13 protein-coding genes, 1 pseudogene and 2 riboswitches are annotated in these 14,138 nt (G+C 34.5%); of the genes and pseudogenes, 7 read left to right on the forward strand and 7 right to left on the reverse strand.

What is annotated here, in order from left to right:
• Positions 1–104: 104 nt before the first annotated feature.
• From QQZ16_RS14475 to QQZ16_RS14490, 4 genes are all read right to left on the reverse strand, one after another.
• A complete protein-coding gene (locus QQZ16_RS14475) occupies positions 105–2,048 on the reverse strand; it encodes an FtsX-like permease family protein (protein ID WP_251627647.1) in 1,944 nt (647 codons plus the stop codon).
• Positions 2,035–2,799 (reverse strand): ABC transporter ATP-binding protein, encoded by a 765-nt coding sequence (locus QQZ16_RS14480; RefSeq protein ID WP_031540442.1) that lies wholly within the window; start codon positions 2,797–2,799, stop codon positions 2,035–2,037. The genes QQZ16_RS14475 and QQZ16_RS14480 overlap by 14 nt, the downstream gene beginning before the upstream one ends.
• 127 nt (positions 2,800–2,926) lie before the next feature.
• Positions 2,927–3,928 (reverse strand): sensor histidine kinase, encoded by a 1,002-nt coding sequence (locus QQZ16_RS14485; protein WP_284561456.1) that lies wholly within the window; start codon positions 3,926–3,928, stop codon positions 2,927–2,929.
• Positions 3,925–4,614, reverse strand: a complete 690-nt coding sequence (locus tag QQZ16_RS14490) for a response regulator transcription factor (RefSeq protein ID WP_284561459.1) — start codon at positions 4,612–4,614, stop codon at positions 3,925–3,927. The genes QQZ16_RS14485 and QQZ16_RS14490 overlap by 4 nt, the downstream gene beginning before the upstream one ends.
• Positions 4,615–5,313: 699 nt before the next feature.
• Here QQZ16_RS14490 and QQZ16_RS23260 point away from each other — a divergent pair.
• The 7 genes and pseudogenes from QQZ16_RS23260 to QQZ16_RS14525 all read left to right on the forward strand — a co-directional run.
• Positions 5,314–5,628 (forward strand): annotated as a pseudogene (locus QQZ16_RS23260) (methyl-accepting chemotaxis protein); the annotation flags it as partial.
• A gap of 144 nt (positions 5,629–5,772) precedes the next feature.
• A riboswitch (purine riboswitch) is annotated at positions 5,773–5,874 on the forward strand.
• 165 nt (positions 5,875–6,039) lie between these two features.
• Positions 6,040–6,648 (forward strand): xanthine phosphoribosyltransferase, encoded by a 609-nt coding sequence (locus QQZ16_RS14500; RefSeq protein ID WP_235252427.1) that lies wholly within the window; start codon positions 6,040–6,042, stop codon positions 6,646–6,648.
• Position 6,649: 1 nt separating this feature from the next.
• On the forward strand, positions 6,650–7,957 hold the full coding sequence (locus tag QQZ16_RS14505) for a nucleobase:cation symporter-2 family protein (protein ID WP_235252426.1): 1,308 nt from the start codon (positions 6,650–6,652) through the stop codon (positions 7,955–7,957).
• 293 nt (positions 7,958–8,250) lie between these two features.
• On the forward strand, positions 8,251–9,078 hold the full coding sequence (gene kdsA, locus QQZ16_RS14510) for a 3-deoxy-8-phosphooctulonate synthase (RefSeq protein ID WP_031540436.1): 828 nt from the start codon (positions 8,251–8,253) through the stop codon (positions 9,076–9,078).
• A 17-nt stretch (positions 9,079–9,095) separates the two neighbouring features.
• Complete coding sequence (locus QQZ16_RS14515) at positions 9,096–10,079, forward strand: KpsF/GutQ family sugar-phosphate isomerase (RefSeq protein ID WP_031540435.1); 984 nt, start codon at positions 9,096–9,098, stop codon at positions 10,077–10,079.
• Between the two features lie 8 nt (positions 10,080–10,087).
• Positions 10,088–10,609: a KdsC family phosphatase gene (locus QQZ16_RS14520; protein ID WP_031540434.1), complete on the forward strand. Its 522-nt coding sequence runs from the start codon at positions 10,088–10,090 to the stop codon at positions 10,607–10,609.
• Positions 10,610–11,047: 438 nt separating this feature from the next.
• Complete coding sequence (locus QQZ16_RS14525; protein WP_031540433.1) at positions 11,048–12,229, forward strand: NupC/NupG family nucleoside CNT transporter; 1,182 nt, start codon at positions 11,048–11,050, stop codon at positions 12,227–12,229.
• 56 nt (positions 12,230–12,285) lie between these two features.
• Here QQZ16_RS14525 and QQZ16_RS14530 read toward each other — a convergent pair whose 3' ends face one another.
• From QQZ16_RS14530 to QQZ16_RS14540, 3 genes are all read right to left on the reverse strand, one after another.
• Positions 12,286–12,876: a DUF421 domain-containing protein gene (locus tag QQZ16_RS14530; RefSeq protein WP_031540432.1), complete on the reverse strand. Its 591-nt coding sequence runs from the start codon at positions 12,874–12,876 to the stop codon at positions 12,286–12,288.
• 183 nt (positions 12,877–13,059) lie between these two features.
• The gene (locus tag QQZ16_RS14535) at positions 13,060–13,464 is read right to left on the reverse strand and encodes a YkvA family protein (protein WP_031540431.1); all 405 of its coding nucleotides are present in this window, start codon (positions 13,462–13,464) and stop codon (positions 13,060–13,062) included.
• 133 nt (positions 13,465–13,597) lie between these two features.
• Entirely contained in the window at positions 13,598–13,744 is a 147-nt protein-coding gene (locus QQZ16_RS14540) for a hypothetical protein (protein WP_155986810.1), read from the reverse strand.
• Between the two features lie 37 nt (positions 13,745–13,781).
• A riboswitch (cyclic di-GMP riboswitch) is annotated at positions 13,782–13,898 on the reverse strand.
• Positions 13,899–14,138 lie beyond the last annotated feature (240 nt).

Raw genomic sequence — 14,138 nt, forward strand, 5'->3', positions numbered from 1 at the left:
TTCCTTTTTGTATTTAGTAAAACCATTTAAAAATAAATCTTCGAAAATAGCCGGTTATTTTTTGCTCCAGTTATTGAACATTTTCTCCGCTTTCATAGCTAATACTACAAAGCATCGGCTATAATTTTTTTATAAAAAGCAACAGATAGAATCCCAAATATCGAATAGAGTACTGCATAGAGTCCCATTACGATGAACATGGGAGCCCATAATTCTGTCCCGAAGAAAAACCAGCCAGACTGAACAGCAAAATAACTATGAAGCAAGCCGACTAGTAATGGGATACCAAAGTTAAATAGCTGTTTTATTTTGATTCCATTTAATAAGTCATTCTGTGTATATCCTAATTTGCGGAGAATGGTATAAGTATATTTTTCTTCTTCTCCTTCATCCATTTGTTTAAAATAGAGAATACAACCAGACGTTATGAGAAAGGTAAGTCCAAGAAAACCGACGATAAACATTGTCAAACCCATCATTTCTTTTTGGGTTTGGATTCTATCATAGCGTGAAATAGAACTTGAATTTTCTAAAGATAGCTGTTGATAAAGTTTATTTGCAGCTGCGATTTCATGGTCCTTGTTAATATGAATTCCAATATATATATTAGATGGTGTTTGGATACTTTCATCCATATTCTTTTCTAGTAAATGAAAAACAGATGAGTCGACAATAACGGTTGGAAGTCCGCCACTAGTAAAGGTATAAGGGATAAGGAATAGATCCTTTTGTCCTACATAATTTAATGAGAGTGAGCTTCCATTGACCAAAATGGAAATAGTTCCTTTTGACTTTAGGTTTATAAACTTTTCTAATGCAGAACTATACCTAGTGAAAGCTACTTCCTCTTTTGATAAGCTCACACCCTTTACATATTCTTCGCTAATGACAGGCAATTGCATCTTGGTAGAATCTAGGGTGGATTCGCCTGGAATGTCGTTCAAGATGTCTTTTACATTGAAATCTGCTTGAATAACAGGAATTCTTTCTTCCTTATAAGCGATTTCTTGTTTATTCAGTAGCTTAGAGAATGCTTCGGCATCTTCTGAATGAGCAAAGGTGAAATCTGCTGGAACAGTTTCCTTCGCTGTTTTTTCAGCAGAATAGTAGGATATATAGCTTAAGCATAATAAGCCTATTGCTAGCGCCGATACAGATGTGATTATCGTTAATAAAATAGAGTTCGATTTCATACGAAACATAATACTAGATAAGGAAAGAACTTGATTAATATTAATGTAACCATTTTTCTTTTTGCGAATAAGGTTGAATAGAAAACTAACGGATCCCTTATAAAACAAATAGGTTCCAATTATTACAAGGGATAGAATCGAAATCATTGCCATAAATAGCATATTCATTGTTTGAAAAGAACCACTAAATAGTTTTGAAGAGATAAAATAGCCGCTAATAATAAAGACAATGCCAACAATACCAATGATTATTTCCCATACTGACATTTTCTTCACTCGTGCTTGTGTAGAAGAAGTAATACGGAATAAGGAAAGGATGGTCTGTCTTTTAATGAAAATATAATTCATTAACATAATGAAAATGTATATGATACAAAAAACTATGATTGTTTGCACAAGAGCCTCGGTAGAAAAGTGAAGCTTGGTAATGGCTGTTACACCAGTTACTTTAAATAAAATCATGACGGTTACTTTTGAAAAAGAAAATCCGATAAAAATACCAATAATGATAGATAAAAAGTATAAGATGAAATTTTCCAGTGTTAACAAACGAAAGATTCTGCTTTTCGTCATTCCAATCAATTGAAACAAGCCAATTTCTTTTCCGCGCCGTTTAATAAAAATCGTATTAGCGTAAAGGAGAAAAATCGAAACGATAGCAACTAATAATAAGGAAGCAGCTTTAATGGCAGCAGCACCTTTCACTGTGTTCCCGGCAGCATCCATTGACGGATCATATTGTAATGTCACAAAGGAAAAATACAATGAAACACTAAATACTAAGGCAAAAATATATAGATAATAGTATTTTATATTTTTTTTGAGATTACGAATGACTAGATTACTTAAAGTCATTTTGCACACCACCCAAAATTCCTTGTGTTTTGATAATATCTTGGAAAAAACGTTGTCTATCTTGATCCCCTTTATAAAGCTGTGTATAAATTTGTCCATCTTTAATGAAAACTACTCTGCTGCAATAGCTTGCAGCTACTGCATCATGTGTAACCATGAGGATTGTTGCATTTCTTGTTTGATTTAGATGGCTTAATTTATTTAATAAATCAGAAGCGGATTTCGAATCAAGCGCTCCAGTCGGTTCATCAGCAAAAATAATGTCTGGCTCATGGATGAATGCCCTTGCTGCAGACGTTCGTTGTTTTTGCCCTCCTGATATCTCGTTTGGATACTTATTCTTTATCTCGTAAATACCTAGGTCTTTTGCTAATTTATCAAAGCGTTGATGTGCCTCTTTTTGTGGTGTCTTTGTAATGGATAATGGCAAAAGAATATTTTCTTTTACTGTTAAAGTATCGAGTAAATTATAATCTTGAAAGATAAATCCTAAATGATTTTTTCGGAATTCAGCTAACTGTTTTTCCTTTAGACGTGTAATTTCTTTTTCAACAATGTGAATGGTTCCACCGGTAGCTTGGTCAATGGAAGAAAGGACGTTTAAAAGCGTAGTCTTTCCCGAACCCGATGCCCCCATAATGCTGACAAATTCAGCTTTTTGGACGCTTAAGTCTACACCTTTAAGCACTTCCTGGCGATTTGCTTTATTCCCATAACTTTTATGAACTTTTGAAGCAACTAATATGTCCATTTTTTTCACACTCCTATACATGATAGATTCATTATATAAAAGGATTTTTATACATTCCTTCGATTTGGCGAACAAATAAAAGAGGCATGTGACATTTTTGTCACGATGCCTCCCACAAACATTTTAATTAATGATGAAGTTGATCAAATGCATTGTTTTTCGGAAATGTTAGAGTCACTGTTGTTCCTTCATCTACCTTTGAATCCACCTCGATGATGATTTTTAGAGCGTCTGCAATTTTTTTGGATAGATATAATCCCATGCCTGTCGCATGATTATTTTGATGTTTAGCGGTAGAAGTGAAGCCTTTATCAAAAATTCTAGGCAAATCCTGAATGGCGATTCCAATCCCGCTATCCGCAATTTTCAAACATGTATAACCATGATGGTCATAGCTTTTTAGGATAATATCTCCCTTGCTACTATATTTCACAGCATTACTAATCAGTTGTCTCACAACAAAAGAAAGCCATTTTCCATCTGTTAGTACAGTGGTCTTTTGTAACTCGATATCAAAGCCAATCCCTTTTTGTATGCACCAAGATTGTAATGCCTTGATTTCATCGAAAAGGATATTCTCGAGATCGATACTTTCGATATATAGATCATTTTGAATAAAGGGAAACCGTTTTTGGTGGAGCTGTTGATCCAGCAAATGATGAATTCTCAGCCACTCGAACGTTAGGGATGCTTTTATTTCATGATTATCAATGGAGTCAATCAATAAACGCAATGCCGTTAACGGTGTTTTTACTTCGTGAATCCATGAAAGCAGTTCATCTTTTTCACGTTCAAGCTGTTCAAGATTTTGATTGCGCTCTTTCATTAGAATGGCAGTCTGCTGTGTAAAACTGTCCTCCATGATTTTCTCAAAAGGTGTTTTTGCTTTTGGTAAGGATGTAAGGTCTAAATCATCCTCTCGGGTAGAAAGCCCTTTATAAAAGTTTGTTTCCTTTTGATATTGAAAGATTGAAAAGAGTAGAAACAAAAGCATGCTAATAAAGCAAATATAGACCATTGAATAAAAAGAGATGGTCTCATCGATACTTGCCATAAATAATTGAAACAGTTGTAGAAATAGAATAAAGATAATCCAGCTTTTTTTTTCAATTAAATATTGTTTAATCATTTTATGTCCTCTTCAATCGCCATATATCCTTGGCCAACTTTTGTTTCTATATTGCTACCAAGATGGAGCTCATCGAGTTTTTTTCGTAAACGATTTACATTTACTGTTAACGTATTGTCGCTAACGAACCGTTTATCATTCCAAAGTTCATTTATAAGATGATCTCTAGAGACGATTTTATTTTTCTGCTCTAGTAGGATTTTTAAGATGAACATTTCATTTTTCGTTAGTTCAATTTCTCCAACAGTAGAAGTTACCGTATTTTTTTCAAAATCTATTGTGGCATCGCACCATGTTTTAAGTAGCGACTGCTCTAAGCTGTAATTATAAACACGGCGGAGAATTGCCTGTATTTTTGCAATTAAGACATCAAAATGAAACGGTTTTTGCACAAAGTCATCTGCTCCGAGCTGCATCGACATAACCATGTCAGTTGGGTGATCTCTTGAGGATAGGAATATAATTGGCACGTTTGAATGGCCCCTTATCATTCGACACCAATGAAATCCATCATATTTAGGAAGCTGGATATCGATAAGCACTAAATCAGGTTTTATCTCCGTAAATTCCTGCATGACTCTATTGAAATCATTTATTCCAAAAGCTTCATAGGACCATTGCTCTAAGCGTTCCTTTATGGCATGAAATAATGTTTGATCATCTTCGATTAATAGTATTTTAAACAGGGAAATCACCACATAATAGTTAGGTTTTAATTCTCTTTTTTGTCAATAATAAGAAGAGAACTAATATCATTATAACATGTTGCAATATATTCCAATACGAAAGAGTCGAAATCAAAAGTAAAAAATTGTGAAAATATGGTATGTTTATGGTAGTATGTTGAAGTGATTTAGAAAGATTGGAGTGCGACAACTGTGATTAAACAAGTAGAATCCTTAGAAGATATTATCCCTATAGTTCCCATTATTAAAGCAGCAATTCCTGCTGATCTCTCTATTGCAATTTGCGATAGGGACAAATTTATTGCTTATTTTCCTGGAAAGGTTATTGATTTACATATTAAACCGAATCAAGCTCTGCAGCCTGATGAACCATTAAAAGAGGCAATACGTGAAAAGAAAACGTTAAAGCAAGAGGTGCCAGCAGATTTTTACGGTTTTGAATTTATTGGAACAGCTTCTCCGATTATCAATACAAAAGGAGAAGTGATTGGCGGAATAGCTGTTCAGTTAAAAAGGCAAACAGAGATACGAAATATCGTAGATGAAATAACAAGATCTTTATCACAATCACAAGAACATATTAATAACATAGCCGATGGATCGCATTCCTTAGTGGATTTTTCCAAACTACTTTTAGAGCAATCAAATGTTGCAGAAGAAAATATAAGGAAAACGAGTGAAGTAGTTTCGATTATAAAAAAAGTGGCCGATCAGACGAATCTATTAGGATTAAATGCTGCTATTGAAGCAGCAAGAGCTGGAGAAAAGGGGAAGGGCTTTGAGGTAGTAGCGAATGAAATACGTAAATTCTCAAAAGAAACAGTCAACTTTACACAAACTATTTCTCAAACGATGGAAGAAATTAGAAGCACTACTAATGCAATCAATGAATCAATTGAAAAAATTGCGGCAATTGGTGAAAAACAAGCAGACTCGATTCAGCATACATCGGTTATTATGGAACAAATATTAGAAATGGCTAAAAAATTAAATGATTACTCAAATAAACTGTAAATAGAGTTTTGAGAATGTTGAAAAATTGTCAGAATATTAGTGCCTAATGGATGTTATAATAAAAATAGATGGAAACTTTTCCCCTTTAAAAAATTATGGTTTTCATTTCAAAGAAAATCCGTTATAATCCATTATGTTGTCAAATAATCTAACAAAATAACCACTCGTATAATAGCAGGAATATGGCCTGCAAGTTTCTACCAGATGACCGTTAATCATCTGACTACGGGTAAGCGCATAAAAATGGAGATATACTGATCTATTGCCTAAATAGAGCAGTTTATTTTGCTCGAAAAAGCACATTCGCTTACTCATAGAGTAAGCGAATGTGCTTTTTTTCGTATTAAGAGAGGACAGTCATTACGAATACTTTGGTAACACTGTCCTCTAAAAAAGGAGAGAGTCTAGTTAATGGATTTATTGAAGAAGAAAATTGAAGAAGAAGGTATTGTTTTAAGTGATCATGTATTAAAAGTAGATTCATTCATTAATCACCAAATGGACCCTCATCTGATGAAAGAGATTGGCCTTGAATTTGCTAGATTGTTTAAAGAAGCAGGAATTACTAGAATCTTAACAATAGAGTCATCTGGTATCGCACCAGCTATAATGGCAGGGCTGGCATTAGATGTTCCTGTAATTTTTGCAAGAAAAAGAAAATCCCTGACATTAACAAGTGATTTGTATACAGCAACGGTTTATTCCTTTACTAAACGAGAGTCAAATGAAATTACTGTTTCTAAAAAGTATATTCATCCAGAAGACCATGTTCTAGTAATTGATGACTTTTTGGCTAATGGACAGGCGGCTCTTGGCTTAGCGAACATTGTCGAGCAAGCTGGTGCGACTGTAAGTGGGATTGGGATATTGATCGAAAAATCATTCCAGCAAGGAGCAGAAGAGTTAATCGCAAAAGGCTATCGATTAGAGTCTTTAGCAAGAATTGCATCTTTAAAGAGTGGAAAAGTTACATTTGCTGAACAACGAATAAACGAAGGCATTTATGCAGGAGGATATTAAAATGGAAAAAATGACAGTAAAAACTTGGTCTGTAGGTCTACAACATGTACTAGCGATGTATGCAGGTGCTGTGCTCGTACCTTTAATCGTTGGTGGGGCTCTAAACTTAACATCAGAACAATTAGCATACCTTATTTCAATCGACCTATTAACTTGTGGGGTAGCGACATTGTTACAGGTTTGGAAAAACAAATTCTTTGGGATCGGTCTTCCTGTTATGTTAGGTTGTACATTTACAGCTGTTGGTCCAATGATTGCAATTGGAACTAAGCATGGAATATCCGCTATTTATGGAGCAATTATTGTTTCTGGTATTATTGTCGTTCTTATTTCATCTATTTTCAGCAAACTAGTAAAATTCTTTCCGCCAGTTGTTACTGGCTCTGTTGTTACAATCATAGGTCTTACTTTAATTCCTGTAGCCTTTAATGATATGGCTGGTGGAGAAGGTAGTGCAGATTTTGGTAACCTAAAAAATTTAGTTCTTGCTTTTGGTGTGTTAGCAATCATTATTTTACTTAATAAGTTTACAACTGGATTTATCAAAACAATCTCTATTTTACTTGGTATTATTATTGGAACCATTATTGCATCATTTATGGGGATGGTTCATTTTTCAGAGGTAGGAGAAGCAAAGTGGCTTCATGGAATTACTCCGTTTTATTTCGGGGCTCCAACCTTCGATCTTACTTCTATCATTACGATGACACTTGTTGCTATTGTGAGTTTAATTGAATCAACAGGCGTTTATCTAGCACTCGGAGATATTACAAACAAAGAGGTATCTGAAAAGGATCTAGCGAAGGGCTATCGTTCAGAAGGAGTGGCATCTGTTATTGGTGGAATATTTAATTCATTCCCTTACACTGCGTATTCGCAAAATGTTGGGCTTGTTCAGCTAACAGGTGTAAAAACGAAAAATGTCATTTATGCAGCTGGTACGATTTTAATTATTTTAGGCTTTATTCCTAAAATTGCAGCTATCACAACATTGATTCCAACTCCAGTCCTTGGGGGAGCTTCTCTTGCGATGTTTGGAATGGTAGTGTCCTATGGTATTAAAATGCTTGGAAAAGTAGACTTTAATCAACAAGGTAACTTATTAATTCTTGCATGCTCAATAGGGATGGGACTTGGTGTAACTGTCGTTCCTGATATTTTTATGAAATTCCCAGAAAGCATCCGCATTCTTTTCCAAAGTGGTATCGTGGCAGGTGGAATAACCGCGATAATATTAAATATTTTATTTAATATTATTCCAGGTTCTCGAGTCAAAACAACTCAAATGGAAGAAAAGACAATAGCTTAATTCATTTCCTAAGGCAAAGCTTTATGAAGAGAGACTTTCCTAATATAACGGAAAGTCTTTTTTTGTCAGAAAAATAACGATGTTTTAGGGGGAAATAAAAAAAGTGTGTCAGATAATGTAACAAAATCCTTTTCAAAACATCTTCTTTCATATATTATGTAAACTACACGGTATATAATTAGAAAATTCCAAAAAATATCCTTTCCCTTATCCATCTCATCTACCACATTTTGCTTATAAAACATCATTCAGAATAATTTTAAGGAAATTCATTTATAGAGGAGGTATGTACCATTACACAAAAAGTTATATTAAACGATACTATTGTCTTTGGAGGCATGGAACCCTTTGTTCTAATTGCTGGTCCCTGTGTTATGGAGGATGAGAAACTTGTTATGGAAACGGCTGAACACCTAAAGGAATTAACAACAAAGCTAAACATCCCTTTTATCTTCAAGGCATCCTATGACAAAGCAAATCGCTCTTCCATTCATTCTTTTCGAGGACCAGGTTTGGAGAAAGGTCTTGAAATGTTAGCTAAGGTAAAAGAAACATTTGATGTGCCAGTTACATCAGATATTCATGAGCGAGCCCAAGCGATTGTTGCAGCAGAAGTATTGGATGTATTGCAAATACCAGCTTTTTTATGCAGACAAACTGATTTATTGGTTGCTGCCGCAGAAACAGGAAAGATTGTGAATGTGAAAAAGGGACAGTTTTTGGCACCGTGGGATATGAAAAATGTTGTTACTAAGTTAAGAGAGAGCGGAAATGAACAGATTTTATTAACGGAACGTGGTTCCACATTTGGCTATAATAATTTAGTTGTGGATATGCGATCTCTTATAACGATGCAGGAATTAGGGGTACCAGTCGTTTTTGATGCCACACATAGTGTTCAAATACCAGGCGGCAATGGAACAACAACTGGTGGAAAAAGAGAATTTGTTCCCTATTTATCAAGAGCTGCAGCTGCAGTAGGGATTTCTTCCATATTTATGGAGGTTCATCCGAATCCTGATGAAGCAATGTCTGATGGACCAAACATGGTGAAATTAGCCGAGTTAGAGGAAGTGTTAAAGCCAATAGTGGAGATTGATGCACTGGTGAAAAATCTGTAAGAATGGGAGTGATTTATATGCAAGAAATTAATTTACCGAAATTCGATTACACAGATACATTAGCAAACGTTTTAGAAAAAGAAGCACAAGCAATATTGGATTTAAGAGATATGTTGGATAATTCAGTAGAAGATGCCATTCAACTAATTTTATCCTGTGAAGGGAAGGTAGTGGTAACGGGTATAGGAAAGTCAGGTATTATTGGTAGAAAGATACAGGCGACTTTCTCAAGCACAGGAACACCATCCTGCTATTTGCATCCATCTGAAGGGTTGCATGGAGATTTAGGGATGGTGACTTCAGATGATGTTGTACTCGCTATTTCAAATAGTGGAGAAAGTGATGAAGTACTACGATTACTTCCTTCCATAGAAACGATTGGAGCGAAGTTAATTGCTATTACGAAAAATGTATTTTCCACTTTAGCAATGAAGGCTGATGTAGCTCTATGTCTAGGGGAGTTTGAAGAAGCATGTCCGTTAGGCTTAGCACCAACAACAAGCACAACTGTAACCCTTGCCTTAGGCGATGCTATTGCTATTGCGTTATTAGAAGCACGAAAGTTTAGACCAGAGGATTTTGCACTTTATCATCCAAATGGTTCTTTGGGTAGGAAATTATTATTAAAGGTCGACGATATTATTTTTCATACGAGGAAAAACCCTATTGTCCGAGAAGGAGACAAAGTGAAAGATGCCTTATTTGCGATGACAGATCAAGGTTTAGGAGCAGCATCGATTGTGAATGAAAACGATCAATTAATAGGGGTTCTTACAGATGGAGATATCCGTAGAGCCTTTGCCCTCTCGATGGATGTCATGAATGAAAATGTCGAAAATTTAATCTCTGCTCCGTCGATTGTAATTGAAAGAGGTGCTTTAGCTGCTGAAGCCCTGCAATTAATGGAGGAGAAAGAAATAACCGTACTCCCAATTGTGGATCCCTATAATAAACCAGTTGGAATGCTCCATCTCCATGATTTAATGAAGTTAGGCATTTAAGTAATTACATGGCGATTAAGTTAATTGTATTAGACGTGGATGGAGTATTAACAGATGGGAGACTGTATATTGGTTCAGACGGAACGGAGTATAAAGCTTTTCATACCCAGGACGGAATGGGGATTAGTCTAGCTAAACAAGTAGGGATAAAGACTGCTATTATAACGGGCAGGAAGTCTGAAGCAGTTAGAAAAAGAGCAGAAGAGTTAAAATTTGACTATGTTTTTGAAGGAATTCATGATAAGTTGATAACACTTCAGAAGATAATCGATGAAATAGGAATAGGGTTTGAGGAAGTATGCTATATGGGTGATGATCTCAACGATATTCCTATTTTAACAAAGGTAGGATGGCCATGTGCTCCCAAAAATGCGATTGATTTTGTGAAAAATCAAGTCGCATTTGTAGCTGAATCAAATGGAGGAGATGGTGCAGTTCGAGAAATGATCGATTCTCTTCTCCTGCAAAAGTATAGTCAAGAAGAAATAGTTCAGCTTTTTTTATCAAAAAAAGCAAAGATAACACAATAGTAAGGATTGGAAAGTGCGAAAGTACTTTAAAATAGTGTCCTTTTACACAGTGTGAATAATGCATATGAAACTGCAAAGCAAGAAAAGGAAAATATTCATTAAAGAATAAGAAGTAGAATATATAATAGGATAAAAGGAAGCAATTTTAGGGAGTACTTTCTAAAATTGCTTCCTTTTATTTCTGTGATTTTTGGAAAAGAATTTTGAATCGTAGAAATTAAATATATTTAGATAATTTTTTGAAAGGTTTTAATTTTATTAATTTAACCTGATATTCAATTAAAGGATGACAATGGCCTAAATATAAGGTAACATCTAAAACTGTATATCGTTTTTAATGTATTAACAATGCTTATCGAAAACATATTAACTATATTGAGATAGTTTTATGTTAAGGAGAAAGGCTTGTTTTTGTTTCTTATTTAGGAGGAATTTTCTATGTCGATTTTAGTTGGGATATTAGGTATCATCGTAACGATAGCAATTGCCTTTTTACTATCAAATGATAAAAAAAGGATTAATTTCAGAGCTATCCTCGTATTATTTGTGCTTGAATTTATTGTTGCACTAATAATGTTTAAAACTACTGTAGGACTAAAAATAGTTGAAGCTACATCCAATGGAGTTTCCAAAGTTCTTAACTATGGGAATGAAGGTGTTAGTTTTGTTACAGGTGGATTAGTTCCAGAAGGTGGAAGTGTATTTTTTATAAATGTACTGATGCTTATCATTTTCACTTCTACTTTATTATCTTTATTAACCCACATAAAAGTTTTGCCGCTAGCGATTAAATATATTGGTGGGGCATTGGCGAAAATTACTGGGTTATCAAAGGTAGTTACATTTAATAGCATTAACTCTATCTTCTTTGGTCAATCTGAATCACTTATTGCGATTAAAACACACTTAGATTCTATGAATGCCAATAAGCTATTCATTGTTTGTACATCTGCTATGGCATCTGTATCTGCATCCATTATGGGAGCATATATGGAAATGATTCCTCCGCAATATGTACTTGCTGCTATGATTTTAAATGCATTATCTGCATTAATAATTGCAACATTAGTTGCTCCTATTTCAAAAGATGAAGATGAGACAATTAACATTAAAGATGTTTCCAACACCAATTCTGTATTTGGAGCAATCTCAGCAGGAGCTTTAGATGGTGGACGCGTTGCTTTAATTGTTGCCGCTATGCTAGTTGCTTATGTAGGTTTACTAGCTTTAATTGATGGTTTCTTTACAAGTATTTTCGGAATCGGATTTACTGGATTATTAGGATATGTATTTGCGCCGGTTGCTTGGATAATGGGGATACCTGTCAGTGAAATTGTAACTGCTGGATCTGTAATGGGTACGAAATTAGCTGCAAATGAATTTGTAGCAATGCTGCAATTCCAGCCAATGATTGGGGAGTTATCAGAGAAAACAGTAGGAATTGTCTCTACATTCCTTGTATCTTTTGCAAACTTCTCTAGTATTGGGATTATTGCTGGATCGATACAAGCGATTAATGCGAAAAAAGCAGATATCGTTGCAAAATTCGGTTTGAAAATGTTATTAACAGCAACACTTGCTTCTACTTTAACAGCGACAATTGTTGGGTTGTTTTTATAATAACAAAAAAGGGACTGTCCGAAAGTCATGTTACAGACTTTTGGAGTCCCTTTTATTTATTGAAGCCACTTAGGATTATGCTGATCCTGCTCATTTATTTCGCTGAAGATATTGTTTCCATTACTCATGGTCCGAGTAGGATTAGGATTTTGTGGATTCGAAAAATACGTATGCATTATTTTTTGAAATTCTCCAACTGTTAGAGGCTTGGCGTTCTCCATATATTCAAACCCTAATTGACCATTAGGCTCGATTGTCGCATGTTTTATGTCCTCTATTTTACTGATACCATTGTTTCTTAAACGCATTTCTAATTGATCTACTGTCAATCTTAACTTTTTTAGCACTTTACTATTTATTTGTCCGTTATTAATCACTACTTTTGATTTACCTGTTATAAACTTTTCAAATCGATTTGATCTAAGCTGTAAGAACTCTAAAAGGAGTATAGTGACAACAAAAATACCCGCACTAATAATAGCTTTAAAAGTACTTTTTTCGACAATCGGTTGAACAATAATGGTTCCTAAAGAAATCATAATAACCGTTTGAGCTAGTGTCATTTGAGAAATGGATTTTCTACCAGCCAAACGGAGTAGCAATATTCCGGAAAGTATAAGTATGATTGACTGCCATATATAAGACAAAGATAACACCATCCTATTTTTAAGATAAAGATAGTTTAGCCTTGACTTTAATAATTATCCTAGAAATACTTAGGTTGTTTGCTTTCGGTTACTTTGATTTTTGGGAATAAAAAAGCAAGCGAAGAAAATAGTTGATATTTTTTCACCTGCTTTATTTTTAGGACATTAGAGATCTTTTTTTCGTTAATGCAATTTTTTATCTATATCCGTGGTATCCACTTTGTTACCAAACCACTCTGCAAGCTTTGTTCTTGCTTTAGATTTAATATCATCATCAATATACATGGCTACTTGGAGTAATGCAATCCCTAAAGCACCTAAATCATCGGTATAGCCTATCCCAACTAGAAAATCAGGTATTAAATCAATTGGTAAGATAAAATAGCCTAAAGCTCCAATAATAGTTGCTTTTACTTTTTTAGGTACATTTGGTTTTTGTAAGGTGTAATATAAAAGTAAAACCGCATAAACAACAGAGGAACCTGCTTTTTTACCAAACCTTGCAAGTTTCTTCCAGAATTTTTCCTCGGAATAATGCTTTCCTGCTACCGATATTTCTTGTTCTAATTTCTCTTTTGAATCTTCCATTATGAAAGCTCCTTTCCTAATGGTTTCCATGCCTATTCTTATCATGATTATATGCCCTTATTCCGTATAAGTAAAATATTTTCATGTTGGTTAGGTTTTACTTCTCCAATAAAAAAAGGAAAATACGAAGCCATCAAAAAAAAGAAATCCATAATGGAGTGCTTATGAGCATGCCGAAAAATAAGCCTCTTCCTATATGGCCAGTTTCAATAGAATCAATTTGTTCCTTCACAATTCTTGCTCGTTTTATTATTAATTCATCGTTATTTTCCTGTCTCAATTTTCTAGTCCCCTTCATCTGAATCGTCGAAGGTATATTCGGTAACTGGCTGGCAAGAGTATGGAATGATTGGAAATTATTCCGTCTACCTTTATACCCTGAAGCCCCTATAGCTTTGCGTCATCATTTTTCAATGATTTTGCCCTTTCGTCGATTAGTTAAATTATATTCTTAGACTAGTACAAAGTAGTCCATTATGCCAGTATCTAAAGACCTACATATATTAGTTAACAGTAAAAATAATTAATAAAAAAGGGATTAGAGGTGTGAACTGACCTAGCCAAATGAGACATATATAAAACACCTATCCATATTAAATTTAACACTTTTTCATTAATTTGATATTGGTTCTTTACTGGAAATAGTTCAGGCACTTTGTCACTTTACTTGGAGC

It is taken from the genome of Bacillus sp. T2.9-1 (assembly GCF_950097965.1).
Lineage (GTDB): Bacteria > Bacillota > Bacilli > Bacillales > Cytobacillaceae > Niallia > Niallia hominis.